The 25,420-nt window shown below is 61.1% G+C and carries 22 protein-coding genes; 6 read left to right on the top strand and 16 right to left on the bottom strand.

Translation table 11 applies throughout. The features are described 5' to 3' along the window. Positions 1-210: 210 nt before the first annotated feature. From JQ609_RS23825 to JQ609_RS23815, 3 genes are read right to left on the bottom strand one after another with little or no spacing between them, the layout of a single operon-like run. Positions 211-567: a cupin domain-containing protein gene (locus JQ609_RS23825; RefSeq protein ID WP_211996564.1), complete on the bottom strand. Its 357-nt coding sequence runs from the start codon at positions 565-567 to the stop codon at positions 211-213. Positions 568-582: 15 nt separating this feature from the next. Further along, the gene (locus JQ609_RS23820; protein WP_212208366.1) at positions 583-1,503 is read right to left on the bottom strand and encodes a glyoxylate/hydroxypyruvate reductase A; all 921 of its coding nucleotides are present in this window, start codon (positions 1,501-1,503) and stop codon (positions 583-585) included. A gap of 48 nt (positions 1,504-1,551) precedes the next feature. Further along, the gene (locus JQ609_RS23815) at positions 1,552-1,731 is read right to left on the bottom strand and encodes a hypothetical protein (protein WP_409363391.1); all 180 of its coding nucleotides are present in this window, start codon (positions 1,729-1,731) and stop codon (positions 1,552-1,554) included. 239 nt (positions 1,732-1,970) lie between these two features. Here JQ609_RS23815 and JQ609_RS23810 point away from each other — a divergent pair, with 239 nt between their 5' ends. Next, positions 1,971-2,849: a GNAT family N-acetyltransferase gene (locus tag JQ609_RS23810; RefSeq protein ID WP_212275159.1), complete on the top strand. Its 879-nt coding sequence runs from the start codon at positions 1,971-1,973 to the stop codon at positions 2,847-2,849. Positions 2,850-2,903: 54 nt separating this feature from the next. Next, positions 2,904-3,617 (top strand): MOSC domain-containing protein, encoded by a 714-nt coding sequence (locus tag JQ609_RS23805; RefSeq protein ID WP_212208364.1) that lies wholly within the window; start codon positions 2,904-2,906, stop codon positions 3,615-3,617. Positions 3,618-3,665: 48 nt separating this feature from the next. On the opposite strand, the gene JQ609_RS23800 is transcribed toward JQ609_RS23805, so the two are convergent. Together JQ609_RS23800 and JQ609_RS23795 are read right to left on the bottom strand one after the other, a co-directional pair. Next, positions 3,666-4,085, bottom strand: coding sequence for a DUF6647 family protein (locus JQ609_RS23800; protein WP_212208363.1), 420 nt, complete (start codon positions 4,083-4,085; stop codon positions 3,666-3,668). 353 nt (positions 4,086-4,438) lie between these two features. After that, positions 4,439-4,645, bottom strand: a complete 207-nt coding sequence (locus tag JQ609_RS23795) for a hypothetical protein (protein ID WP_212208362.1) — start codon at positions 4,643-4,645, stop codon at positions 4,439-4,441. A 541-nt stretch (positions 4,646-5,186) separates the two neighbouring features. Here JQ609_RS23795 and JQ609_RS23790 point away from each other — a divergent pair. Then, positions 5,187-9,188: a BTAD domain-containing putative transcriptional regulator gene (locus JQ609_RS23790; RefSeq protein ID WP_212275158.1), complete on the top strand. Its 4,002-nt coding sequence runs from the start codon at positions 5,187-5,189 to the stop codon at positions 9,186-9,188. A 2-nt stretch (positions 9,189-9,190) separates the two neighbouring features. Here JQ609_RS23790 and JQ609_RS23785 read toward each other — a convergent pair whose 3' ends face one another. The 3 genes from JQ609_RS23785 to JQ609_RS23775 all read right to left on the bottom strand — a co-directional run bounded on the left by JQ609_RS23785 (position 9,191) and on the right by JQ609_RS23775 (position 12,353). Continuing rightward, positions 9,191-10,090 (bottom strand): nucleoside hydrolase, encoded by a 900-nt coding sequence (locus JQ609_RS23785; protein ID WP_212275157.1) that lies wholly within the window; start codon positions 10,088-10,090, stop codon positions 9,191-9,193. Positions 10,091-10,363: 273 nt separating this feature from the next. Next, positions 10,364-12,160: a cytochrome P450 gene (locus JQ609_RS23780; protein ID WP_212275156.1), complete on the bottom strand. Its 1,797-nt coding sequence runs from the start codon at positions 12,158-12,160 to the stop codon at positions 10,364-10,366. Positions 12,161-12,185: 25 nt separating this feature from the next. Further along, the gene (locus tag JQ609_RS23775; protein ID WP_212208358.1) at positions 12,186-12,353 is read right to left on the bottom strand and encodes a hypothetical protein; all 168 of its coding nucleotides are present in this window, start codon (positions 12,351-12,353) and stop codon (positions 12,186-12,188) included. 151 nt (positions 12,354-12,504) lie between these two features. Here JQ609_RS23775 and JQ609_RS23770 point away from each other — a divergent pair, with 151 nt between their 5' ends. Next, entirely contained in the window at positions 12,505-12,729 is a 225-nt protein-coding gene (locus tag JQ609_RS23770; protein WP_212208357.1) for a hypothetical protein, read from the top strand. A gap of 286 nt (positions 12,730-13,015) precedes the next feature. Here the strand turns inward: JQ609_RS23770 and JQ609_RS23765 are convergent, their stop codons facing one another. From JQ609_RS23765 to urtA, 8 genes are all read right to left on the bottom strand, one after another. Next, positions 13,016-14,056: an aliphatic amidase gene (locus JQ609_RS23765; RefSeq protein WP_212275155.1), complete on the bottom strand. Its 1,041-nt coding sequence runs from the start codon at positions 14,054-14,056 to the stop codon at positions 13,016-13,018. 43 nt (positions 14,057-14,099) lie between these two features. Further along, positions 14,100-14,441, bottom strand: coding sequence for a zinc ribbon domain-containing protein (locus tag JQ609_RS23760; RefSeq protein WP_212275154.1), 342 nt, complete (start codon positions 14,439-14,441; stop codon positions 14,100-14,102). A gap of 90 nt (positions 14,442-14,531) precedes the next feature. Next, positions 14,532-15,761 (bottom strand): formamidase, encoded by a 1,230-nt coding sequence (fmdA, locus tag JQ609_RS23755; RefSeq protein ID WP_212275153.1) that lies wholly within the window; start codon positions 15,759-15,761, stop codon positions 14,532-14,534. Positions 15,762-15,798: 37 nt separating this feature from the next. Next, a complete protein-coding gene (urtE, locus tag JQ609_RS23750; protein WP_212275152.1) occupies positions 15,799-16,488 on the bottom strand; it encodes an urea ABC transporter ATP-binding subunit UrtE in 690 nt (229 codons plus the stop codon). A gap of 70 nt (positions 16,489-16,558) precedes the next feature. Beyond that, positions 16,559-17,314, bottom strand: coding sequence for an urea ABC transporter ATP-binding protein UrtD (gene urtD / locus JQ609_RS23745; RefSeq protein ID WP_212208352.1), 756 nt, complete (start codon positions 17,312-17,314; stop codon positions 16,559-16,561). A 124-nt stretch (positions 17,315-17,438) separates the two neighbouring features. Next, complete coding sequence (gene urtC / locus JQ609_RS23740) at positions 17,439-18,587, bottom strand: urea ABC transporter permease subunit UrtC (protein ID WP_212208351.1); 1,149 nt, start codon at positions 18,585-18,587, stop codon at positions 17,439-17,441. An 18-nt stretch (positions 18,588-18,605) separates the two neighbouring features. Beyond that, positions 18,606-19,532, bottom strand: a complete 927-nt coding sequence (urtB, locus tag JQ609_RS23735) for an urea ABC transporter permease subunit UrtB (RefSeq protein ID WP_212275151.1) — start codon at positions 19,530-19,532, stop codon at positions 18,606-18,608. Positions 19,533-19,669: 137 nt separating this feature from the next. Then, entirely contained in the window at positions 19,670-20,929 is a 1,260-nt protein-coding gene (gene urtA, locus JQ609_RS23730) for an urea ABC transporter substrate-binding protein (protein ID WP_212275150.1), read from the bottom strand. Positions 20,930-21,127: 198 nt separating this feature from the next. Here urtA and JQ609_RS23725 point away from each other — a divergent pair, with 198 nt between their 5' ends. Both JQ609_RS23725 and JQ609_RS23720 read left to right on the top strand, forming a co-directional pair. Further along, on the top strand, positions 21,128-24,499 hold the full coding sequence (locus JQ609_RS23725; protein ID WP_212208348.1) for an ATP-binding protein: 3,372 nt from the start codon (positions 21,128-21,130) through the stop codon (positions 24,497-24,499). After that, on the top strand, positions 24,489-25,418 hold the full coding sequence (locus tag JQ609_RS23720) for a response regulator transcription factor (protein ID WP_212275149.1): 930 nt from the start codon (positions 24,489-24,491) through the stop codon (positions 25,416-25,418). Before JQ609_RS23725 ends, JQ609_RS23720 begins: the two co-directional genes overlap by 11 nt. The last annotated feature ends 2 nt before the right edge of the window (positions 25,419-25,420 follow it).

Raw genomic sequence — 25,420 nt, 5'->3', positions numbered from 1 at the left:
CCACGAGCGAGTCTGCTCGACGTGAGTTCGACGAGCACTGTTGGATTTGCGATTAGTGAAATAGAATCGTCTTGTCCAAGCAGCACAGGATCGACCGCCGCATTTTCCATCGAGAATGAACTGCCTGACGGCGGTGGATCGGGTCAGGCTCTGCTTGGAAAGGCGATTGTTCTGGCGGGCCATTTATTTGGACCGCTCTGGGCATTGTGCTCAGTCATAAGCGCAGACGTAGATCTTTCGCACGGTCTCGATCGTGCGCCAGACACCGACAAACCCCGGTTTCATCACAAAGCTGTCGCCGGCGCGGTAAGTCTTCGTCTCACCATCCTTTTCCTCAATCTCGATGAGACCCGAGATGATGTGGCAAAACTCGTAGGTTGTGCCCTTGATGGAATGGGTCTCGCCGGGCGTTGCTTCCCAGACCCCGGTTAGCACCTTCTCGCCTTTCGAAGCGTCCTGCGCCCAGGTCTTGAAGGATGGATTGCCCGAAATGAGTCGCTCCGGATCAGGCAAGGCGTTCTTTGGTGCGAAGTCCGGATTGGTGTCGATTGTAATCAGAAGTGACATGACATTGTTTCCTGGTTAGTAGCCGCGCGTTCGATCGACAAGGCCGATCGGATTCTTCCCCGCGCGGTGGCGCCGGATGTTTTCTATGACGGATAGTGCGGCCGTATGCGGCTGCGTAACGGAGGCGATATGCGGCGTTATCATCACCTTCGGGTGTGACCAGAGCGCATGGCCTTCCGGCAGCGGCTCGGGGTCGGTGACATCGAGCATGGCTCCTGCAAGGCGGCCGCCGTCGAGCGCCTCAATGAGTGCGGTCTGGTCAAGCTGCGGGCCGCGGCCAACATGCAGCAGTCGCGCTCCCATCGGCAAGAACGAGAAGAGCCTTGCGTTCAGAATGCCACGGGTTTGCTCCGTCAGCGGCAGGAGACAGACCAGAATATCCGTCTCCATCAGAAAGCCGGCAAGCTGATCTTCGCCGTGAAAGCAGGTGACCCCCTCGACCACCTTTCTGCGGCTCCATGCGGCAAGAGGAAATCCAAAGGGTTTGAGACGATGGATTGCTGCTTGCGCCAGCATCCCGAGGCCCAGGAAACCCACACGACGTTCGGTCGCCTGCGAACTGGTAAGGGCTTGCCATACGCCCCTGCTCTGCTGCTCCCGATATGCGAGCATCTCGCGATGGAGCGCCAGCACGCCAAGGACGACGTATTCTTGCATCATGCGTATGATGCCATCCTCGACCATGCGAACCACTTTCACATGGTCGGGTATGATCTCCGGCTTGAACTGATCAACCCCTGCACCGATGGAAAAGAGCACCTCCAGACTGCGATAGCGCGAGACATCGCCCGGCACGTTCCAGGTCAGGAGGTATCTCACCTTGTCGGGGTCGATATTTTCACTACAGTGGTAGAATTCCAGATCGGGGAGCTCGCGCGCAAAGATCTGGCGGAAAACTGCCCCTCTTGCGGCATCCGAATTGAAAAGAAACCCCATCGACGAACCCTTCGTGTCACACGGCGAGGCGCGCGCCGAGATGCTCGATCATTTGTTGGCACGCAGCGAGTTCGCCGGTCTCGATGTACTCACAGAAGCGATGGACATGACATCGCCGGGATCGCAAATGATGGTGTCGGTGCCGGCCTGCTGATGAAGTCCAGCCGCGGCATTGAGCCCCAAAACAGGGAACGCGGCGAGCCTCGCGCGGATTTCTTCAACGTTCATGGGCCCCACTCTGCCAACGCAGTTCGCTGGATATCGACAGCGTAACCGCAAGCAGGAGCTTTCCCTGCCGAATTGCGTTGCGCTATAGGCCGAAGATTTCGAAGACTTGCCCAAAACAGGTGAAACCTGCTGCCTTTCCGTGCAATGCTGCGGCAAACACGTCTGCTGCCATAATCCGGCAGCAGGATTAGAAGGCCCGACAAGCCATAGACTTTGGCATTCCGCGAAGGGACGGATGAATGGGACGATCGGTACGCCTGAAGTCCTTCGAACTAGTCGCGCGGGACATTCGCGAAGTTGATGTGAAGCTGCTCCACGCTCTCTCGATTGCGGTTGGCTGGCCGCATCGGCCCAAGGACTGGAATTTCCTGCGCCGCGCCGGTCAGGGCATCGTCGCTGTTGACGGCATCGGGCGCGTTTTCGGAAGCGCGATGTGGTTCCCGCACGGACCCGAATTCGCCACCATCGGCCTGGTAATCACATCGCCGCGCACCCAAGCACAAGGTAGTGGCCGATGGCTCATGGAACAGGTGTTCGAACGGTGCGGCGATCGAAATTTGAGCCTGAACTCGACCGATGCCGCCTATCATCTTTATCTTTCGCTGGGCTTCAGCAAGGAAGCGGTCGTGTATCAGTGGCAAGGAGAGGTCGTATCATCCCTCCCTGCGGTGCCAGTTCTGGACGGTGAACTGAGGTCGCTGTCAGCCGAAAATCTTCAGGAGATCGCAGCGCTCGATGAGCGTGCGTTCGGAACAAACCGCCAGAAGCTGCTTGCATTGCTTTCGGAAGGTGCGTCAATCTGCGTTCTGAGCCGCGGCGACGAGATCGTCGGCTACTCCATGAAGCGCGAGTTCGGGCGCGGTCACGTGATCGGCCCCATCGTCGCCAGCAATGACTGTGACGCGATCCATCTCACGGCCGTGCATCTCAAGGAACTCACGGGACGGTTCGCCCGCCTCGATACGCGCGAGCAGACGGGTCTATTTGCTGACTATCTTCAGCAGAGCCGCCTCGGGATAAGCGAGACGGTCATAACTATGTCCAAGGGACGGCGATTCCTGAACCGAAAGGAAAACGAGCCGTGGGTTTACGGATTGGCCGGTCACGCGTTGAGCTGAAGCTGACGTCTGCCCAGGCCCAGGTCGTCTACCAGGTGTGAGGCTCAAGCTCCCATGAAGGGTAAAGTCGCGGAACTCTGGCGCTATCCGGTGAGCTCCATGGCAGGCGAACAGCTCGCCGTTGCGAGCGTCGAGGCAGGCGGGATTGCCGGCGACCGGATCTGGGGAGTGCTCGATGCAGCAACCGGCCGCATCGCCTCCCCTGGACGGGAAAAGCACTTCATCAGCGTGCCGCGCGCGCATGCCAAGATCGCTGATGGTGGCGTCGCCGTTTCGGTCGATGGCAGGAGTTGGGCTGACCCAGAAGACGCCTCGATGCGGGACGCCTTGTCGACGACCTTCGGCTTCAAGCCGATGCTGAAGCCGTTCGACCCCATCGGATCGGGCGGTTTCCGTCCTCGCTACGAGCACGCGCCGATCCATCTCTTGACCACGGCTGCACTGCGCAGCCTTGGCCGAGAATTGCCCGACAGCGTCATCGACACGCGCCGCTTCCGTCCGAACATTCTTGTCGACTGGCAAGATGAGGACGAGGCGATGCCTGAAAAAGACTGGATCGGCCGGGAGATCAGAATCGGAGAGGTCGTGTTGCGGGGCAAGAAGCCCTGCGGACGCTGCGGCTTCATCACGATCGAGCAGGATCGCTTGCCGCTGGACGTCGAAATCCTGCGCAGAGTGGTCAAGCATCACGGTCGTGATTTCGGGATTTATTGCGACGTCGTGTTTCCCGGTCACGTGACAGCCGGCGCGGTGGTCACCGTTGCGTAAACTCCAGTCTAGCTAGTAGTAGCGCAATGCGTTCTCCGATATCCACCCTTATGATCCATCACGACAGACACTTAGCATGTAGATGCCAAGCCCGTTTATCCCGATCAGGGCGTAGGGATCTTCCACTCCTTGTTCGCGCAGCCATTTGATTTGCAGGTCATAGGCCTGGCGTTCGTAAGCGGCAATACAAGGCAGGTCCATGTTGTTGGACCTCTGCACGTGATGCACCAGTTCGTGCAGCAGGGCGCTCTTCTGCCGTAGATCATCAGGGCGCCATGCCTGCGGCAGGTAAATTACACCTTCGGTGCGATTATAGAGCGCCTGCAACTCCAGCCCGCTATTATCCGGCGCGCCATATCGCATCGCCATTTCCGTTGGGGTTACGAGATGGATCGGCGGATGATCGGGAGCCGACAAACCAGTCTGGGCAATAATCCATGCAATGTAGGTGGCGATCAGACTATTCAAAGCGCGTCCTCATTTTGGAAACTGCATTTCGGTGGAGCCACGTACGAAGATCCTCGTTGCGGCGGCGGCGTTGAGCGTCTCGCCAAATCTCGACCGAGCACGACTGTTCGGCTCGCCTTGCATGCTTCACTCCTGGTGTCCTTGCGTGTCTGTCGCAGAGGGTCGCGACGCGTCGAGGACGGTGGCGCCGATGACATGAGCAATACCAAATCCGATCAGGATCAAGGCTATCAGCCAGCGTCCTCCCATCGTTCGAGCTCCTCCGGCACTGATCGCCTGGATCAACGCGTTCCGATGCATCCGCCGAGGGTGGCGGACAGGGAGTTGACATCTCCGGAGGTGAGATCGTCCGATCAACCACCATTGGAAAAGCCGAATGTCATGTCGTGGAAATTCTCCACCGGAAGATTTTTGATCTGACGGTGCATCTCAGAGACGTCGATGCTCACGCGTTTGGTGGAGTCGATGTCCGCCGCAACAGTTGGAGTGGAGAAGAAAACCAGCTTCAAGCCGAATCCAACCACGATGCCCGTCACGATAGGGATAGCGGAATTGCGCATAAGTTCTCCGATTTGTGCGACCGGAATGTCCCGGCACGACGTCACGTGAAACCAATTGAGGTCTGTCGCCGTCGTGGCCGGCGCTAGCCAGGCGTCACGCAGGCGTTGCTTGCTCGACGGTCGCGATCAGGTGCCGGTGTCGATGGATGACGTGCGCCGCCCTAAGGCGCCTCGAATAATGAAGAGCGTTCAGGAAGGCCGCAAAAATCGATCTGAACCTGGCTGCGAGACCGCAATTGGTAGCGAAAGGAAATTCCGTCGGATTGTCGGCGGCTCCAATGAAATTGCGCCGTTGAAGTGGCATCGCTTGCTCCTGGCATTGTGGCTTCGTGCTGCACGGTTGTGTCGTACTCGTATGCATCTTACGGGCGATTTTCGGTCGCAATGTTCGGCACCCGCTGGCGTGACAGCACTTGAAGCCTGCCGCCGTCGTCATCGGCGTTAGCCTGGCGTGACCGTGGCGTTAAATTTGCTCGGCAGACCGTGAAACGTGTAATATCTGCCCTGGAAGGGCATCACTGTGCGAATTTCGCGTGCGCCAATGGACGGCGCTTCGTCTCCGATATTTCATCTTTCATTGCTGGGCGGCTTCGAGCTGACCGGACCGTTGGGCGTTGTCGATCTGCCGAGCAAGAAGCTTGCCGGCTTGTTGGCCTATCTGGCCTGCAACGCGCCGCGTCCGCAGTCGCGTGAGAAGCTGTCGGCGCTGCTGTGGGGCTCCCATTTCGACGCCCAGGCCAAGCAGAACCTGCGCCAGGCCCTGTTCCGGCTGCGCAAGGTGCTCGGCGAGGATGCTCTCGAAAGCGACGGCGAGGTCGTATCGCTGAATCCGGCGGCCGTTCGATGCGACGTCGGCTGGTTCGAGGCCTTGGTCCGTGACGGCAGCCGTGACGCGTTGAGCGCGGCCGCCGATCTCTACCGGGGCCGGTTGATCGACGACGTTACCGTCGGCGAAGAGCGCTGGAACGAATGGCTGACTGCTGAGCGTGAGAGATTGCTTGAACTCGCCCTTGGCGCCATGGTGGGGCTTGGCGAACAGGAGCTGGCCGCCGGCCGCGCCGAACAGGCTCTGAAGGCCGGCCAGCGCGCCATCGTACTCAACGACATGCGCGAAGACGCCCATCGGCTGATCGTTCGGGCGCTGGCCGCCACGGGACGCAAGGCCGAGGCGCTCAAGCATTACCAGGACCTCGTTGCACTGCTCAGGCGCGAGCTGAACACCGAGCCCGATGCGGCGACCAGGTCGCTCGTCGCCGGGTTACGCAGCACGCAATCGGCAAGCGGATCGCCCGCCGTCAGGGAGATCGCCAATCCCCCGCTGCCGGCGGTGACGGAGCTGCCTATTGCCGATATGAGGGACAACCCCGAGCAGGAGATCGGCGCCGAGAGCGCCATACCGCTGAGCAATTCGCCATCGGCTGCGGCGGCGTTTGGCTCGGGCAGTTCCGAGCGACGACAGCTCACGATCATGGCGTGCAACATCGTCGATTCGATGGCTCTCTCGGCACGTCTCGACCCCGAGCACATGCGGGAACTGGTCACGGCTTTCCACGAGGCGATCGACGATGTGGTGTCGCGCTTCGATGGATTTGTCGCCCAGTATCTCGGTGATGGCGCGCTGGTCTATTTCGGCTACCCTGCGGCCGATGAGCATGACACGGAGCAGGCCGTGCGCGCCGGCCTTGCGATCCTGGACACCGTCCGCACGCTAAAGGCTGGTTCCGGCGTACCCCTTCAGGCGCGTATCGGCATCGCCACCGGATTGGTCGTCGTCGGCGAGCAGCTCGGGACTGGCGATATCGCAAAGCGCGTTGCGATCGGCGGGACGCCGAACCTGGCGGCGAGGCTGCAGGCCGCGACACCGCCGGGCGAGGTCGTTATTGCGGCCAGCACGTGGCGGCTGGTCGGGCGGATGTTCGACTGCCACGCCTTGGCGGCGATCGACATGGAGGGCCTGCCGCAGCCGGTCGAGGCGTGGCAGGTGCGCGGCGAAGCCGCCGGCGTCAGCCGCTTCGAGGCGCGTCGCTCCCGTGCGCAGTCCGCACTGGTCGGCCGGCAGGAGGAGATCGAGCTGCTGCTGCGCCGCTGGGATCAGGCCAAGCTCGGCGAAGGGCGGGTCGTGCTGCTCTCCGGAGAGCCCGGCATCGGCAAGTCGCGGATTTCTGAAACCCTGCTGGTCAGGCTTGAGGGCGAGCCGCATGCTCGACTTCGCTATTTCTGTTCTCCACACCATACGCAGAGCCCGCTCTACCCGTTGATTACGCAGCTCGAGCAGGCTGCGGGATTTGAGCCAGGCAGCGACCCCAGCGCGAAGCTCGACAAATTGGAGGCCCTGCTCAGGCCGACGGCGAAAAACCTGCCCCGCGACGTGGCGCTGATCGCCGAACTGTTGGGGGTGCCAGCGGACGAGCGCTATCCGGCCCTGGAGGTCAGCCCGCAGCAGAAGCGCGAGATGACCCTCACCGCGATTCTCGATCAACTCGTCGGCGCCGCGGCGCAGGGCGCCGTGCTGATCCTCGTCGAGGACGCCCACTGGATTGATCCGACATCACAGGATTTGCTCGAACGGATGGTTGCCCGTGCCGCCGGCCTGCCGGTACTGCTGGTAGTCACGGGGCGGCCGGAGCTTCGGCCGAACTGGGTCGGTGAACCGCATGTGTCGATGCTGCCCTTGAACCGCCTCGGCCGTCGCGACAGCGCCGGCATCATTGCCGGCGTCGCCAGGGACAAGGCGCTGCCCGACGCGGTCGTCGATCAGGTCCTCGCGCGCGCAGATGGCGTGCCGCTGTTCATCGAGGAACTGACCAGCGCGCTGATCGAGAGCGGCGTCCTGCGCGAGACCGACGAGGGCTATGCGCTCGACGGGCCGCTGCCGGAACTCGCCATTCCAGCGACGCTGCAGGCATCGCTGGTGGCGCGCCTCGATCGCCTCGCCTCGGTCAAGGACGTGGCGCAGATCGGCGCTGCAATCGGAAGGGAGTTCTCCCACGAGATGATCGCCGCGGTGTCGGCCATGGCCCCGATCGATCTCGACGCTGCGCTCGAGCGGCTGACGGCATCTGGTCTCATCTTTCGCAGCGGTTCGCCTCCGATAGCAACTTACTCGTTCAAACATGCACTGGTGCAGGACGCCGCCTACGCCACCTTGGTCAAGAACCGGCGGCAGTTGTTGCACGCGCGCATTGTTAAGGCGCTGGAAGACCGGCTCCCCGAAACTGCCGTGTCGCAACCGGAAATTCTGGCGCATCATTGCGCGGAAGCGCTCCTCGTCGAGCCGGCCATCGGATATTGGCAAAAGGCTGGTGAACGCGCGCTACGGGGCGCAGCCATGATCGAGGCGGTCAAGCACTTGACGCACGGGATGAACCTGATTCCGAGATTGCCTGCCGGTCCCGCGCGTGATCGCAAAGAGCTAGGAGTTTGCTTGGCGCTCGCGCGGGCCACTTATTCGGTTAAAGGGCCCTGTGAGGAAACGTTACGACTGTTCTCCCGCGCCCGTGATCTGCTCGATGAGAGCGCCACTCTGGACGAGCGGATGAGCGCTTTGACAGGCCTTTGGCGCGTCGAATCCAACAGGGGACGCCACGTTGCCGCACGCGAGTTGGCCCGGCAGTCTGTTGCGGCGGTCGTGCACTGTCAAAGCGACGAGATGCTGGGTCGCGCAAATCTAAGTACGGGCGTAACGCTGTGTTGGATGGGGATGTTCGCCGAAGCGCGACGCTGCCTGGAGCAGGCGATCGATCAATACGCAGTCGGTCGTGAGCCCACGACGAATGTTACCTTGTTTGGTGCGGGTAACGCACAGTCGATCCTTGGACTGACGCTTTGGCCGCTGGGATACCCGGAGCAGGCTCTCCAGGCCTCGGCCCATGGGCTCTCCATAGCTCGCGAAAGCGGACATGCGGCGGCCGTAAGTATCGCCCTGGTTAGCGCCGCGCAGTTGGAGGCAGCAGTGGCGAGCTGTTCAGAGGCCGCCCACGTCGACGAAGCCGTCGCTCACTGCGCCAAGCACTACAAGGCGTACGAACCTTGGGCGCGGTTCTATTCTGGCATCCTAATGTCTCGCCGAGGCGATCCACGAGACGGGATTGAGGTCATGCAAGCGGCCAAGACAGCCGAGAGAGAATTTGACGTCAAGCTGGGCGCGGCGATGCGTCTTGGGCATCTGGCTACCGCTCACGCAAGCGTCGGAGCATTGGATGGCTCGCTCGACTTGCTCGACCAGGCAATCATGATGGTAGAGAAGACACAGGAACGACTGTTCGAGGCTGAGCTCCATCGCCGGCGCGGTGAAGTGCTCCTTGAGCTGGGGATGACGGGAGACGGTGAGTCGGCGCTGTTGCGGGCGTTAGTGGTCGCGCGTAACCAGCATGCGCGCATGTGGGAACTCCGCGCCGCCACGAGCTTGGCACGCCTATGGGATAAGCGAGGCCGCCGCGCCGAAGCGCGTGAACTGCTGGCCCCCGTCTATAGTTGGTTTACCGAAGGCTTCGATATGCGCGATCTCATAGAGGCCAAAGTGCTGCTCGGCGATTTGGCGTAGGCTCAACTGGACAATCTCCACGACAGTACTCGGTATGCCATGTCGAGGTCGATGGACTCCGCAATGAGTGCGGTCGGGCCCATCTGGTGCTCAGGTAATAGGATGACGCTGCCGTTGGAAGGGTCGATGCAAATCGGATGTCGCTCTGTGGTGAATATGCGAGGAGCGAGCACACACAGTGCGCCAAGCTGATCATAAAGACCCTCGGTCGCGCCTGGATTTTTCGCTGTTACTTGCTCTTCGATTATATCGGAATAAAATCTTGCAAAGGGCCCCTTATCCCTCAGGCCGGCCAGGAAACCTGGCGGACTCTTCGCCTGCTCGCATGTTTCCAACGGAATAAGAATTGTGTTCAAAAACGAATTGATCGTTAAGCCGGCGGCTTTTGGGTCGCTGCGAAAATTGAACTCGCCGGTCTTGAATGCTCCACCAACGACTAAGAGATGGCCGACCTTCCTCATATCGTCCGGGCTCCGCTGAACAGCTTTGGCGATGTTCGTCAGCGGGCCTGTCGCAAGGATCGTCAAAGACGGTCCAAACTGGTTCGCGGCTGACAGGATGAAATCGACGGCATTGTCCGGACTCAATGGCCCCATGTCGGGTAAATTCTGCAGGATTGAACTCGGTTGCGCGGGAGAAGGAAGTTTTCCACTCCATGGTGACATCGATTGATCGGAGCCGGAATAGACCTTGAGCGAAGGTTTGCCGCAATATGCGGTCAGGCGTCTCGCGTTCTCTGTGCTTTGACTGAGGGTGCCATTGCCGTATACCGTGGTTACGCCGATTACATTGGGACCGCCGATCTTAGCGAGCAAAAGGACCAGCGCGAGTGCGTCGTCCCAGCCCGGATCGCAATCGATCAATACTGCGGAAAGATTGATTTCAGGCTCATTGATAAGCATAAGCGGCTCCGCGGCAATCCAGGCAAGGCTGAAACAGGGGTTACATGCGGTGCGCGCATGGTAGCGCCCAAGTCAGCGAAACTTGGAACCAAGTCAACTGCGAAGTCAAACCCAAGAGCGTGAGCGGATTGGCCATCGGTGTGCTCTCATGAGGCTGAGTTGAACAGGACGTGATCCTGCCGATTGGATCGGATGCCTGCGTCATATGCCGCGACGCGCGCAGCTCCTGGACACCAACTTCCACCGTACGTGGGTGTCAGTAGCGCAATTAAGTCAAGGCGCGGCGCTGAGCCGTGCCGGGCATCCGATGGCGGGATCGCGATTGAGTCTCAACGCGCCATCAGCGAATTGGCTAATCCTGTGCTCGAGACCTGCTTCGCGCCTGCTCGCGACCTGCCGTGGAACGAGCCGCACCGGCACCGCGGAGGGCGTTACCGAGACCGTGGCCGAAAAGGTCACGGCGACGTCGGACATCGGGACCAGTTCGAACTCGCGAAGCACCGCGCTCAGGAAGTATGTCAGCAGGTACTCCGCCTGGTGGCGCCCGATGCAGTGGCGTGCTCCCGCGCCAAACGGCATGGCGCTCGCGATGGACTCTGCGGGCCGCTCGCCGCCTGGTCCCGCGGCGAAACGGCACGGGTTGAACAGGCGCGCGTCCGCGAAGAATGCCTCGTTCAGGCCCACAGCCGTCTTCATCCACATCACGTTCGTCTTGGCCGGGATATTGATGCCCTCCACCTCCATTGACCGGGTCTCGGAGATCTTCGAACTGAACGGAACAGGCGGAAAGAGGCGCATCGTTTCGTGGAGGACGTTCAGCACGAAGGGATCCCCTGCACGCTTGCCCGCGTCTCCTGCCTGAAGCACCCGGGCTCGGGCCTCGTCCTGCACATCCGGGTTGCGGGAAAGCAGATAGAGCGCCTGGGCCATCGTATAGCTCATGGCGTCGGTGCCGCCTGCGACCAGCGAGATCAACTCTTCGACGCACTCCTCGTGGCTCCAGCTGGCCTTGCCGCCTGACGGAGCGAGCTTCAGGTTGACGAGCCTTCCCAGCGCATCCTCACGCGGCCCCGGCTTCAAACGCCGTTGCAGCCGCCGCTCCAACGCAGCCTCAAGATGGTCGAAGAGGTAGCGATATGCGGTTCTCGCCCGGCCTGCCCCGACCGGGAAGAGCCCTCGTACGAAGAAAGGATGAAACGCCCGGAAGCTGATCGCTTCCTCGAGCTCTCCGATCGCCGCCAAATACGCCGAGAGGTCGGTCCGCTGCTCCCACTCCTCGCCGCAGAGGAAAGAACCCAGGCTATTGGCGCTCCAGTGATGCAGGTCCGCCTTAAGGCTGCCATGCTGCGTGTTACCGGATCGCCAGGTCCGAAGGTAGAGCGTCGAAACCTCCTCCAGACGGCAAGCGCCCTGCTGTACCGCCTTCGGCGTAAAGTGCGGGTTCATCTGCTGGCGATGCGCCGTATGCCTCTCCCCCCGCTTCAGTCCCATCAAGCTTCGGGGAAGCACGGTGTTGTCGGCGACCCGGTTCGAATCCATGTCCTTCTGCCCGAGTTCCTTCGGCGCCACGGAAAGCGAAACGAACGGCGTGTTGCCCCACGCCATGTGGACTCTCACGACCGGGCCGTACAACCGATGCAGCTCCACCAGCGCCCGATCGCGGGCGCCATGTTCGTGGAGCAGCAGAGATCTGAGACTACCCAGGAAGAACGAAGGCTTTGGACCGGGAATGTGGGCGTATCGCCGAAACTCGCGCCACCGGAGAGCCACACAAAGAGCCAGCAGCCCAAATGGCGCCAGCGCTGCGAAGAACCAGGGTTGGCGAAAGGACAAGCCGGCCGCGATGGCTAAACCGGAGGCAACGAGCACGATGGCAACTGCGAAGCCATAGATGAATTCGTATGACTTCAGAAGGCCTACCGTGTTCTTCATTGCCGGGTCGCCGCAGCGAAGAAGCGCTTCAAGCCGATTCCGGCCGGAAGAATGGTCACGACAGCGACAGTGTGATGCGGGCGCATGATCGTCGTCCGATTTTTGAGACGGGATATCCGTCACATCGTCGGGCGACATCACTCGAAGCCTGTCGTTGCCGGCGTTAGCCCGGCGTGACAGCGGCGTTACTTTTTGCCCGGAAAACCGGGAAAAGTGCAGAACCCGCCTTCTGAGCATTCTTTCTGATTGAAGGCGCCAGAAATCGATCCACCACCGCCGGCGCAAGGCCGCGCCGTCGGCAGATCGATTGTGGCGCGATCGATACGCTCATCGCGCCTCCTACCCCGCCTTTTCACGGGGCTTCGGGCAGAAGTAACGCTTCCGTAACACCCGACTAACGTCAGCGACGACGGCGACAGGCTTCAATTGGTGTCACGCAATGATGTGCCGGGACGTCCCGGTCGCAAAATCGGAGTACCACCATGCGCGCCTATCTACAGTTCGAATCAGGCAACGATCATCTGCGCCCCGGTGCGATCTTCAGCCTGCCTGCCACGTGGTGGCAGCGAGTCTGTTTCAGGGCAGAGTTGCGCGCGGATCTCAGAGACAAGCCCGATTTTCTCCGAGATATCGGCATCGGCCTGCACGAAGCGCAAGCCGAAGCTTCACGGTTTTTCTGGGAACCTTTATTGCTGAAGCACCGATAGTTGGCCTGCTCGCGCTGGTTGTTGCTAGATATTCTTTGATCTCCCGGTGCACACATCGTGCACACGCGGCCTTCTAACCAATTGAAAAAGCTAAACTCTCGTTCCAATCCATCATGGGGAAGTTTGAGCTAGGTCCGGCCAGCGGGAGCTACTCAGATCTAACATCTACACCCAACGTTCGCTTTGCGCACCGCTCGGACCTGTCAGAGCAATTGGAAGCCTTTGCCGCGAGCGTTAGAATCGTTGCTGATACTTAGTGATCTTGCATGCCGAGCACGCGCAAGGCCTAGTAATTCGTTGCAGTCTTCTCGTTCGGAATCCCGTCGATCGGACATTCGGAAGTGCCCGCGGTCGGGCGCGTCATTGCCTCGACCATTTCTCGTGTGCCTTCGGGATCGGCGATCCACTTCGAGTAGAAGTCGTAAGGACAGGCCGCCAGGCCATTCGCGCTTTCGCCGGAATTGATCATGCCGGTGTAACCCCGATGGACCAGCTTGTAGAGGTGGTTCTGCGACTGGTTGTTGCGGCGGGCGTCGCGGATCAGGTTCTTCGACAGCGCCGCGTACTGGATGCCGTATTCCTCTTCGCCGGTCTCACCCAGCGTGCGGCCGTCGAAGCCGATGATCGCGGAATGACCGAAATAGGAATAGACGCCGTCGAATCCGGCGGCATTGGCGACCGCGACATAGACGTTGTTCGCCCAGGCCATCGCCTTGGAAATCAACACCTGCTGCTCCTTGGCCGGATACATGTAGCCCTGGCAGCGCACGATCAACTCGGCGCCCTTCATGGCGCAGTCGCGCCAGATCTCGGGGAAATTGCCGTCGTCGCAGATGATCAGGCTGACTTTCAGCCCTTTCGGACCGTCGGACACATAGGTGCAATTGCCGGGATACCAGCCTTCGATCGGCACCCAGGGCATGATCTTGCGGTACTTCTGGACGATCTCGCCCTTGTCGTTCATTAGGATCAGGGTGTTGTACGGCGCCTTGTGCGGATGCTCCTCGTGACGCTCGCCGGTCAGCGAGAACACGCCCCACACTTTCGCCTTGCGGCAGGCTTCGGCGAAGATCGCGGTTTCCTCGCCCGGCACGACGGAGGCGGTCTCGTACATCTCCTTGGAGTCGTACATGATGCCGTGGGTGGAATATTCCGGAAAGATCACGAGATCCATGCCCGGCAGGCCAAGCTTCATGCCCACCACCATGTCGGCGATCTTGCGGGCGTTGTCGAGCACCTCGGCCTTGGTATGCAGGCGCGGCATTTTATAATTGACGACGGCTACGCCGACTGTGTCGTTGCTCGAGGAAATGTCACCGTGAAGCATGGGTTCGCCTCTCCTGTTCTTGTTCAACTCTGCCGTGGAGGCATCAGTGACTGATCATCCACGGCCGCGCGGTCGGGAAACTCTTGGCGCCGCTTCTGGTCTGCTTCATCAGCCGCGCCGGTTTCTTGCTCGAACAGCAGCCGCAGCCGGGGCCGTGCGAGGCCTTGTACTGGTCGAGCGTCTTGGGCGCGTTGGCGCTGCGTTCGTTGGTGGCGTGGGCCTTGCGCTTGTCCGACGGCATGCAGAAGAACGCCGGCGCTGTGAGGATCACGCGCGGCGACTCGGTTTCGCATTGCGGGCAGTCCTGCGGCGCGTCACATTCGGCCATCGGCCGCATGTCGGTGAACGGACCGCAATCATTGCAAAGATATTCGTAGACCGGCATTGCACAATCCTTAGCGCTGGCTCGTCGAGGGTGCACGGCGGATACGGGGCGGCGAATACGCCGCCGTCCCGTATCCGTCTCGCGCAGGGATTACTTGTCCTGTGACAGCGGCATCTGGATGTCGCCCTTGATGTGTTTGATCGGGCCCACTGAGGACGGCATGATGTCGAAGTCGAAAATCTCCGTCGGCAGCCACAGCGTGGCGCAGGCGTTCGGCACGTCGACGACGCCGGAGATGTGGCCCTGACACGGCGCTGTACCCAGGATCGAATAGGCCTGCGCGCCGGAGTAGCCGAACTTCTTCAGGTACTCGATCGCGTTCAGGCAGGCCTGCCGATAGGCGATGTGCACGTCGAGATAGTGCTGCTTGCCTTGCTCGTCGACCGAGATGCCTTCGAAGATCAGGTAGTCCTTGTAGTTCGGCGTGATCGGCGACGGCTTGAACACGGGATTCTTGATGCCGTACTTGGCAACGCCGTCCTTGATCACATCGACCTTGATGTGCAGCCAGCCGGCCATTTCGATGGCGCCGCAGAAGGTGATCTCGCCGTCGCCCTGGCTGAAATGCAGATCGCCCATCGAGAGACCGCCGCCCGGCACATAGACCGGGAAGTAGATCTTCGAGCCGCGCGACAAATCCTTGATGTCGCAATTGCCGCCATGCTCGCGCGGCGGCACGGTGCGGGCGCCCTCGGCGGCAATCTTGGCCTTGGTATCGCCCTTGGCCTGACCGGCATGCGTGGTCGGCGCGAAGGGCGGGTTGGCGAGGCCCGGTACGCGGGTCGGATTGGTCGCGATCAACTCGGCTTCACGCGCGTTCCAGGTCGCCAGCATTTTCGGATCGGGCAGACAGCCGATCAGGCCGGGATGAATGAGCCCGGCAAAGTTGACGCCGGGGATGTGGCGCGACGACGTGTAGAGCCCCTTGATGTCCCAGATCGATTTCTGCGCCAGCGGGAAATGATCGGTCAGGAAGCCGCCGCCGTTTTTCTTGGAGAAGAAGCCGTTGAAACCCCACAGGCTCTCCTTCAGCGGGCCGACGTCGAGCAGATCGACCACCAGCAAATCGCCGGGCTCGGCGCCCTTGACGCCGATCGGGCCGGACAGGAAATGCACAATCGACAGATCGATGTCGCGCACGTCGTCGGCCGAATCATTGTTCTTGATGAAGCCTCCGGTCCAATCGACGGTTTCGATGATGAAGTCGTCACCCGGGCTGACCCATTCCACGATCGGGATCTCGGGGTGCCAGCGGTTGTGGATCTTGTCGTTTTCGTAGGCTGACTTGGTGAGATCAACCTTGATCAGTGTATCTGGCATTGCAGGCTCCCCTTTTTTACGGACTTGAGGCTATGGTTCAGACGGACAGATATTTCGAGATCTGCGCCGCATCGACGCCGTCGCGCGGATCGTCGCGGACGATCTCGCCGTTCTCGATGACCAGCACGCGGTCGGCGACGTCGAGCGCAAAGCTCAGGACCTGTTCGGAGACCACGATCGACAGGCCGCGCTCATCGCGAATGCGCTTTAAGGTGCGCGCCATGTCCTTGATGATCGACGGCTGGATGCCTTCGGTCGGCTCGTCCAGCAGCAGCACCTTCGGCTTGGTCGCCAGCGCGCGGGCAATCGCGAGTTGCTGCTGCTGTCCGCCGGAGAGGTTGCCGCCACGGCGGTCCTTCATTTCCAGCAGCACCGGAAACAGCTCGTAGATATCTTCCGGCACGTTCCGCTCGCCGGACACGACCAGACCGGTCTCGATGTTCTCCTTTACCGTCATGGTGGAGAAGATCATGCGGCCCTGCGGAACGTAAGCCAGACCCCTGGCGACGCGTTCATAGCTGTGCAGCTTGCTGAGCTCGGTGCCTTCCATGGTCACCGAACCGCTCTTGGCCGGCAGGATGCCCATCAGCGATTTCATCAGCGTGGTCTTGCCCATGCCGTTGCGGCCCATGATCGCAACGATTTCGTTGGGAGCGACCGACACGTTGAGCCCGTGCAGCACCTCGCTCTGGCCGTAGGCGACATGCAGATCCGAAATTGCCAGCATCGACAGGAGCTCCTTGTTCCTTGCGCTTGATCTAGTCCGGAAACCGGACGCCACTTTCCGGGATCATGCGCTAATGGCCCAGATAGACTTCGATGACCTTCGGATCATTCTTGACGTGCTCCATGGTGCCTTCCGACAGGATCCGGCCCTGGTGCAGCACCGTGACCTTGTGGGCGATATCCTCGACGAACTTCATGTCGTGCTCGATCACCAGCACCGAGCGACCCTTGATGATGCGGTTGAGTAGTTCGGCGGTCTTGGCCCGCTCGCTGACGCTCATGCCGGCTACCGGCTCGTCGAGCATCAAGAGGTCCGGGTCCTGGATCAGCAGCATGCCGATCTCGAGCCATTGTTTCTGGCCGTGGCTGAGTTCATCGGCATAGGTGTCGAGGCGATCCTTCAGGAAGATCATCTCGGCAACTTCCTCGACGCGGTCACGCACCGCGGCGTCGCGCTGGAAAGCGAGCGAGCCGAACACGGTGCGGCCGCGCGGGTAGGAAATCTCCAGATTCTCGAACACCGTGAGATCGACGAATACCGACGGCGTCTGGAACTTGCGGCCGACGCCGGTCTGCACGATCTGGTTCTCCTTCATCCGGGTCAGTTCCTGACCACGAAACTGGATCGAACCCGACGTCGCCTTGGTCTTGCCGCAGATCAGATCGAGCACCGTGGTCTTGCCTGCGCCGTTGGGGCCGATGATGACCCGGATCTCGTTCTCCTCGACATAGAAGGAGAGATCGTTGACCGCCTTGAAGCCGTCAAAGGACACCGTCAGCGCCTCGACCGCGAGCAGGAATTCCTTAGGCTGGTGACCGATGAGCATGATCTATCTCCTCATTCCGCCAATGTGGCATCGGCAACCGGGGTGACCGATGAGCATGACCTAGTTCCTCATTCTGCCAGTGCGGCATCGGCAACCGGGATGACCGATAAGCATGATGATTTCCTCATTCCGCCGGGGCGCCGTCGGCGACCGAACCGTCGGTCCATGCCTTGGCGGGTTTTGGCTTGCGCCACGTCAGCAGCCGATCGATGCGAGGCTGAACGTAGTCCGCCCAGATCCCGGACAGGCCGTTCGGGAACGCCAGCACCACCGCGATGAACAGTCCGCCGAGGCCGAACAGCCAGAGTTGCGGGAATGATTCCGAAAGGCCGGTCTTGGCGACGTTCACCAGCAGCGAACCCCACACCGCGCCGAAGATCGACATCCGTCCGCCGACCGCCGTGTAGATCACCATCTCGATCGACGGTACGATGCCGACAAAGGACGGCGACATGAAACCGACATTGAGCGCGAACATGGCGCCGCCGATCGCGGCGAAGATCGCCGCCATGCAGAAGGCAAAGATCTTGAAGTTGGCGACGCTGTAGCCGGAGAAGCGGACGCGGTCTTCCTGTTCGCGCATCGCTACCAGGATGCGACCGAGCTTGGTCAGACGGATGAACTGCGCGAGCAGGATGCAGCCGAACAGCAGGAACACTTCGAAGAAGTAGAGCATGACCTTGGCATGATCCGGCCGGATGTCCCATCCCTTCAGGGTACGCAGATCGGTCATGCCGTTGATGCCGCCGGTATAGCCCTGCTGCCCGACGATCAGAATGGTCAGGATGGCTGCAACGGCTTGCGTGATGATCGCGAAATAGGTACCGCCGACGCGGCGCTTGAACATCGCGGTGCCGATGATCAGGGCGAACAGGCCGGGCACCAGGATGATGGCGAGAATGGTAAGGGTGAGACTGTGGAACGGCTGCCAGAACAGGGGCAGCGAGGTGATCTGATTCCAGTCCATGAAATCGGGAATGCCGGGGGTGGACTGGATCTTGGTGTTTTCGACGCTGGAGGCTTCCAGCTTGAGGAACATCGCCATGCAGTAGCCGCCGAGGCCGAAGAACACCCCCTGCCCCAGGCTCAGAATGCCGCCATAGCCCCAGCAGAGCACCAGCCCGATCCCGACGAAGGCGTAGGTCAGGTATTTGGCGACCAGGTTGAGGCGAAACACATCCAGCGACAGCGGCAGGATCACGAACAGCAGGGCGGCCAGAGCAACGAAACCGATGAGCTCGGATCGATTGAAAAAGCGTGAGTTGATGATCATAACCGTGCCTGCTTTTTGTTATTTGCGGACCTTGAGGGCGAACAACCCCTGCGGCCGCAGCATCAGAATTCCGACAATGGCGAGCAGCGTCAGCACCTTCGCCATCGACCCCGACATGAAGAATTCGAGCGTCGACTGCGTCTGCGAGATCGAGAAGGCCGATGCGATGGTGCCGATCAGGCTGGCGGCGCCGCCGAACACGACCACGAGGAAGGTATCGACGATGTAGAGCTGGCCGGAGGTCGGCCCAGTCGAGCCGATCATGGTAAAGGCGCTGCCGGCGACGCCGGCGATGCCGCAACCGAGACCGAAGGTGTAGCGGTCGACCTTCTCGGTGTTGATGCCGACCGCGCCGGCCATGATGCGGTTCTGCACGACGGCGCGGACCTGGCGCCCCCAGCGCGACTTGTACATGATCCAGGCCACCGCGACCGTGATCATCACGGTAAGACACATGACGAAGATGCCGTTGATCGGGACTTCGATGGTGTCGGTGATCTGCCTGGAGCCGAGCATCCACTGCGGCAGCTCGACGCCGACTTCGCGCGCGCCGAATACCGAGCGATAGGTCTGCTGCAGGATGAGGCTGAGGCCCCAGGTCGCCAGCAGCGTATCCAGCGGGCGCTTGTAAAGGTGGCGTATCAGCCCCCATTCGACCAGCATGCCGAGCGCGCCGGAGGCTATGAAAGCGAGCACCATGGCGATAAAGAAGTAGCCGGGAAACAGCGCCGGCAGGTAGTGCTGAAAGGCACTGGAGGTGAGCCAGGTAACGTAGGCGCCGAGGATCATGAACTCGCCATGGGCCATGTTGATGACGCCCATCTGGCCGAAGATGATGGCAAGCCCAAGCGCCATCAGCACATAGACGGAAAACAGGATCAGGCCCGCAAAGCCCTGCATGACGAAAATGGAGCCCAGATCGCCAATCGAGTAGTCGCCGAACATCGATGCTTCTCCGTCAGGGAAGTCCCGCGTCGCGAGCAGGTTCGCGACGCGGGGGTGTTGGGCGCGGATTGACGGTCCACGCCAGGGAGACTCGTGAGAGAGACTCTTGGGGAATCGCGGGAGGTGTCCGCGAGCCTTTATTGATAGCCCTTGGGGAACGGATCCGGCTGGATCAGGTCAGCGGTCTCGAACACCATGTCGAACTGTCCGTCCAGCTTGGCCTTGCCGACGCGGGTCTTCGACCACAGATGGTGGTTTTCGTGGATCCGGACATAGCCTTCCGGCGCACCCTTGAACTCGATGCCGGGCGAAGCCGCCGCGACCTTGTCGACGTCGAAGGAACCGGCCTTCTCGACCGTCGCTTTCCACAGCCACGGACCGAGATAAGCAGCCTGCGTCACGTCGCCGATGACCGTCTTGTCGCCCCACATCTTCTTGAACGCGGCAACGAACTTTTCGTTGTTCTCGTTCTTCAGCGACTGGAAGTACTTCATGCAGGCGTAGGCGCCGGCGATGTTCTCGCCGCCGATGCCGTCGATCTCGTCCTCGGTCACCGAGATGGTCAGAAGGGTCTGCTTCGACAGGTCGATGCCGGCAGCCTTGAGTTGCTTGTAGAACGCGACGTTCGAACCGCCGACGACGTCGGTAAAGATCACGTCGGGCTTGGTCAGCTTAAGTTTGTTGATGACAGAGTTGAACTGAGTGTGGCCGAGCGGGAAGTATTCCTCTCCGACGACCTTCAGCTTCAGGAAGTTCTCGATGTGCTTGCGCGCGATCTTGTTCGAGGTTCGCGGCCAGATGTAGTCGGAGCCGATGAAGTAGAACGATTTGGCATTCTTCTCCTTGGTGATCCAGTCGATGCCGGCGAGAATTTGCTGGGTCGCTTCCTGCCCGGTGTAGATCACGTTCTTGGACTGCTCGAGCCCTTCATAGAAGGTCGGGTAATAGAGCATGCCATTGTACTGCTCCATCACCGGCAGCACCGCCTTGCGCGACGCCGAGGTCCAGCAGCCCATGATCGAGGCCACCTTGTCGTTGACCAGCAACTTCTTGGCCTTCTCCGCAAAAGTCGGCCAGTCGCTGGCGCCGTCTTCCTGGATGATCTTGATCTTGCGGCCAAGCACACCGCCCATGGCGTTGATCTGCTCGATGGCGAGCTTTTCGGCCTGAATCGAACCGGTTTCGGAGATCGCCATCGTGCCGGTGGCGGAATGCAGGATGCCGACCGTCACTTCGGTGTCGGTAACGGCCAATCCCGTGGTGTTGACCGCCGCAGTCGGCGGCCCGGCGCCGAATGCTAAGCGCGGCAGCAGCGCCATCGCCGGCAAGGCTGCCGCTCCCATCAGCAGTTTACGTCGCAGCGGGGACTGCAGGCCCCGTTTGATTTCGTCTGACATCAGCACCCCATTTTGTTCGAGAACGCACTTGTTGGTGAGGCAAGGATGCTCAATTTTGTGCACTGCACAGATACGCAAGATTGCGTATACTGCACCGCAAAATAGCGACGTAGGTTTTGGTACGGAGTTTGCGGTACGCAATTTGCAGACGATTGATGAGCCCCGAAGGCTCGGTCGTCAGCGGTCAGGAGCAACAAAGTGGCAGGGCGGCAGCGGATTGACCGCGTCAGACGCCAATATAATCAGTGGGTTGCCAACCAGACGCTGGAAGACTACGCGCTGCGATTCACCGCCAAGAGCGCGCGGCGATGGTCCGCCGCCCGCGTCGCCAACACGGCACTCGGCGCCATCTCCTTCCTCGCGCTGGAAGCAATCGGCGGCACCATTACGCTGAACTACGGCGTCACCAATGCGGTCGCCGCCATTCTGGTCGTCAGCGTCGTCATCTTCCTTTGCGGACTGCCGATTGCCTATCACGCCGCCAAATGCGGCATCGACATCGACCTGCTGACCCGCGGGGCCGGTTTCGGTTATATCGGATCGACTATCACATCGCTGATCTATGCCTCCTTCACCTTCATCTTTTTCGCGCTCGAGGCGGTCATTCTCGCCAGCGCACTGGAGATGTGCTTCGGCATCCCGCGCCCGATCGGCTATCTCATCAGCGCCGTCGTCATCATTCCCCTGGTGACGTACGGCATCACTTTGATCAGCCGCTTCCAACTGTGGACGCAGCCGATCTGGATCATCCTGCACATCCTCCCCTTTGTCGCGATCGCCTACGCCAACCCGCAGTCGTTCACGGAGTGGCGGAAATTCTCCGGCGAGCATGGCGACGCCGCCGGGAACCTCGATCTGTTGTTGTTCGGCACCGCCGCCTCGGTGGTGTTTTCGCTGGTGGCGCAGATCGGCGAACAGGTCGACTTCCTGCGGTTTCTGCCGCGCGACCGTCGGACCTCGCGGACGTCGTGGTGGATCGCGATGCTCAGCGCCGGCCCCGGCTGGATCATCTTCGGCGCGCTCAAACTGCTGCTGGGTTCGTTCCTCGCCTATTTCGCGCTCAGCCACGGCGTTTCCACCGAGCATGCCGCCGAGCCCGCGCATATGTATCTCGAGGGGTTCCGTTATGTGCTGTCGCAGCCCGATCTGGTGCTCGCGCTGACCGGCACCTTCGTCATTCTCTCGCAGATCAAGATCAACGTCACCAACGCCTATGCCGGCTCGATCGCCTGGTCGAATTTCTTCTCGCGGCTGACCCACAGCCATCCCGGCCGCGTGGTCTGGCTCGTCTTCAACGTGCTGGTCGCGCTGCTGCTGATGGAAATCGGCGTCTACAAGGCGCTGGAGCAGACGCTGGCGCTTTATTCCAACGTCGCCATCGCCTGGGTCGGCGCGCTGGTCGCTGATCTCGTCGTCAACAAGCCGCTCGGCTTGCGTCCGCAGCACATCGAGTTCAAGCGCGCGCATCTCTACGACATCAATCCGGTCGGCGTCGGCGCGATGACGATCGCGACCATCGTTTCCATCAGTACGTTCTACGGCCTGTTCGGGCCGACGCCGAAGGCGCTGTCGCCTTTCGTCGCGCTAGCGGTCGCCTTTGTCACCGCGCCGCTGATCGCCTGGGCGACCGACGGCAAGTATTACATCGCGCGCAAGCCGAAGCGGAGCTGGCAGAACCTCGAAGCCATCCAGTGCTGCATCTGCGAGCATTCGTTCGAACCCGAGGACATGGCGTCCTGCCCGGCCTATGCCGGCCCGATCTGCTCGCTGTGCTGTTCGCTGGACGCGCGCTGCCACGATCTCTGCAAACCGCATGCGCGGATTCAGGCGCAGGTCTCCGAGGCGCTGGGCAAGGTGCTGCCCGAGCCGATCTATGCCCGGATCAACTCCCAGGTTGGGCACTATCTCGGCGTGTTCGCGGTTTCCGCAGGACTGGTCGGGTTGACGCTTGCGCTGATTTACCTGCAGACGTCTGCCACGATTCCCCTCGACGACCTCCAGCTATCCGATGTGCTCTGGAAGGTGTTCTTCGCGCTCACGATCATCATCGGCGTGGTGGCCTGGCTGTTCGTGCTGGCGCAGCAAAGCCGCCGCGCGGCGGAAGCGGAAACCCGACGGCAGACCACATTGCTGATTCAGGAAATCGACGCGCACAAGCGTACTGATGCCGAGTTGCAGCGTGCCAAGGAAGTCGCCGAATCCGCCAATCTGGCCAAGAGCCGCTACGTGGTCGGGTTGAGCCACGAGCTGCGCTCGCCCCTCAACGCCATCAGCGGCTATGCTCAGTTGCTGGAACAGGACTCCAGCCTCAACACAAAACCGCGCGATCAGGTGCGCGTGGTCCGCCGCAGCGCCGATCATTTGTCGGGGCTGATCGACGGTATTCTGGACATCTCCAAGATCGAAGCCGGCCGGCTGTACCTGTCGCGCGACGAAGTGCGGTTGAGCGATTTCCTCGATCAGCTGGTCGGGATGTTCCGCCTGCAAGCCACCGCCAAGGGTATCGATTTTGTTTTCAAGCGGCCGGCGGTGCTGCCGGTCGTGGTCTTTGCCGACGAGAAGCGGTTGCGCCAGATCCTGATCAATCTATTGGCGAACGCCATCAAGTTCACGCAGGCCGGCAGCGTGCTGTTCGTGGTGCATTACCGCAGTCCGGTGGCGGAGTTCGAGGTGATCGACACCGGCCCGGGCATACGGGCCGACGACCTCGAACGCATCTTCGCGCCGTTCGAACGCGGCGCGCTCGGCATCTCCCAGCCACAGACCGGAACCGGTCTTGGCCTGACCATCAGCCGGCTGCTTGCCGGCGTCATGGGCGGCGACATCAAGGTCACCAGCACGGTCGGGACCGGCAGCAACTTCCGCATGAAGATCCTGCTTTCGGAAGTCACCAACCCGACGCGGATTGCGCCGGTCGGGGCGCCGATCTTCGGCTATCACGGCCCGCGCAAAACGATCCTGATCACCGACGACGATCCAACCCATCGCGACCTCCTGCGCGAGGTCTTGACGCCGCTCGGCTTCATCCTGCTCAGCGCGCCCGATGGCCCCGGCTGTCTGGAGTTAGCGCAGCATTGCCGGCCCGATCTGTTTCTGCTCGACATCTCGATGGCCGGCATGGACGGCTGGACCGTCGCGGAAACCCTGCGCAAGACCGGCCATCATCAAGCGCGCATCCTGATGGTGTCGGCGAGCGCGCTGGAGGCACATGGCGCGCCGCTGGCGCAGCCCTTCCACGACGGCTATCTGATGAAGCCGATTGATATTCCGCGGCTGCTGGAAACCATTCGCCAACTACTCAAGCTCGACTGGGAATATGAGGTCGACCAGATCGCCGTTCCGAACTGGAAGCCCGAGACCGGTTCGCGGCCATCGGTGAAGCACGTCGAGGAACTCATTGGACTCGGGCAATTGGGTTACATCCGCGCCATCCAGGTCAAGCTCGACGAGATCGGCAACGATCATCCGGAACATGCCGATTTCGTCGCGCAAATGCGTTCACTGATCGACCGCTTCGATCTCGATCAATATATGGCGACCCTGAAGACGCTGCACAGCTATGATCATTGAGCAAAAAAAGCGCGACGTCGCCCTCGTCGTCGACGATTCCCCGGAAACCCTGCGGCTGCTCACCGACGCGCTCGACGGCGCGGGCATGACGGTCATGGTCGCGCTCGACGGCGCCTCGGCGATGCGGATCGTCGATCAGATCACGCCTGACATCGTGCTGCTCGACGCGGTCATGCCGGGCATGGACGGCTTTGAGACCTGCAGACGGCTGAAGCGCGATGCGGGCCTCGTCAACGTTCCCATCATCTTCATGACGGGCCTGGCTGAAACCGAGCACATCGTCCGCGGCCTGGAGGCCGGCGGCGTGGACTACGTGACAAAGCCGATCGCCATCGAGGAGATGCTGGCGCGAATTCGCGTTCACCTGGCCAACGCGCGGATGACCCAGAGCGCCCGGGCGGCGCTCGATGTGTCCGGCCGCTATCTGCTCGCGGTGAACAGCACCGGCAAGATCATGTGGGCGACGCCGCAGGCGCAGAAGCTATTGTCCGATACGCTTCGCGCCGACACCGACGACGATTTCGTGTTGCCGGATCCGGTGCCGCAATGGCTGGAACAGGCGCAGAGCGGCAAAGCCGGGTCGAAGGCGTCGGTGATGCCGGCGTTTCCCGGCAACGAACTGCTCAAGCTGCAATATATGGGCAACCTCGGCCCGAACGAATTCCTGCTGCGGCTCGCCAAGGATACCGGGGCCGACACGCCGGCGGAATTTTCCCGAGAGCTGGGCCTCACCACGCGCGAAGGCGAGGTGCTGTCATGGCTCTCCAAGGGCAAGACCAATCGCGACATCGCGCAGATCCTGGGCCTCTCACCCCGCACCGTCGACAAGCATCTCGAGCAGATTTATTCGAAGCTCGGCGTCGAGAACCGCACTGCTGCCGCGGCGATCGCGGTTAGGACCGGAAATCTGAAGCGGTGAGA

Source organism: Bradyrhizobium sp. AUGA SZCCT0169 (assembly GCF_018130085.1).
Taxonomy (GTDB): Bacteria; Pseudomonadota; Alphaproteobacteria; order Rhizobiales; family Xanthobacteraceae; genus Bradyrhizobium.
This window is presented reverse-complemented; position numbering and strand designations above follow the sequence as displayed.

Coding starts and splice junctions, on each gene's coding strand:
- JQ609_RS23825 (WP_211996564.1), bottom strand. CDS start 567: ATGTCACTTCTGATTACAATCGACACCAATCCGGACTTCGCACCAAAG.
- JQ609_RS23820 (WP_212208366.1), bottom strand. CDS start 1,503: ATGGGGTTTCTTTTCAATTCGGATGCCGCAAGAGGGGCAGTTTTCCGC.
- JQ609_RS23815 (WP_409363391.1), bottom strand. CDS start 1,731: ATGAACGTTGAAGAAATCCGCGCGAGGCTCGCCGCGTTCCCTGTTTTG.
- JQ609_RS23810 (WP_212275159.1), top strand. CDS start 1,971: ATGGGACGATCGGTACGCCTGAAGTCCTTCGAACTAGTCGCGCGGGAC.
- JQ609_RS23805 (WP_212208364.1), top strand. CDS start 2,904: ATGAAGGGTAAAGTCGCGGAACTCTGGCGCTATCCGGTGAGCTCCATG.
- JQ609_RS23795 (WP_212208362.1), bottom strand. CDS start 4,645: ATGCGCAATTCCGCTATCCCTATCGTGACGGGCATCGTGGTTGGATTC.
- JQ609_RS23790 (WP_212275158.1), top strand. CDS start 5,187: ATGGACGGCGCTTCGTCTCCGATATTTCATCTTTCATTGCTGGGCGGC.
- JQ609_RS23785 (WP_212275157.1), bottom strand. CDS start 10,090: ATGCTTATCAATGAGCCTGAAATCAATCTTTCCGCAGTATTGATCGAT.
- JQ609_RS23780 (WP_212275156.1), bottom strand. CDS start 12,160: ATGTCGCCCGACGATGTGACGGATATCCCGTCTCAAAAATCGGACGAC.
- JQ609_RS23775 (WP_212208358.1), bottom strand. CDS start 12,353: ATGAGCGTATCGATCGCGCCACAATCGATCTGCCGACGGCGCGGCCTT.
- JQ609_RS23770 (WP_212208357.1), top strand. CDS start 12,505: ATGCGCGCCTATCTACAGTTCGAATCAGGCAACGATCATCTGCGCCCC.
- JQ609_RS23765 (WP_212275155.1), bottom strand. CDS start 14,056: ATGCTTCACGGTGACATTTCCTCGAGCAACGACACAGTCGGCGTAGCC.
- JQ609_RS23760 (WP_212275154.1), bottom strand. CDS start 14,441: ATGCCGGTCTACGAATATCTTTGCAATGATTGCGGTCCGTTCACCGAC.
- fmdA (WP_212275153.1), bottom strand. CDS start 15,761: ATGCCAGATACACTGATCAAGGTTGATCTCACCAAGTCAGCCTACGAA.
- urtE (WP_212275152.1), bottom strand. CDS start 16,488: ATGCTGGCAATTTCGGATCTGCATGTCGCCTACGGCCAGAGCGAGGTG.
- urtD (WP_212208352.1), bottom strand. CDS start 17,314: ATGCTCATCGGTCACCAGCCTAAGGAATTCCTGCTCGCGGTCGAGGCG.
- urtC (WP_212208351.1), bottom strand. CDS start 18,587: ATGATCATCAACTCACGCTTTTTCAATCGATCCGAGCTCATCGGTTTC.
- urtB (WP_212275151.1), bottom strand. CDS start 19,532: ATGTTCGGCGACTACTCGATTGGCGATCTGGGCTCCATTTTCGTCATG.
- urtA (WP_212275150.1), bottom strand. CDS start 20,929: ATGTCAGACGAAATCAAACGGGGCCTGCAGTCCCCGCTGCGACGTAAA.
- JQ609_RS23720 (WP_212275149.1), top strand. CDS start 24,489: ATGATCATTGAGCAAAAAAAGCGCGACGTCGCCCTCGTCGTCGACGAT.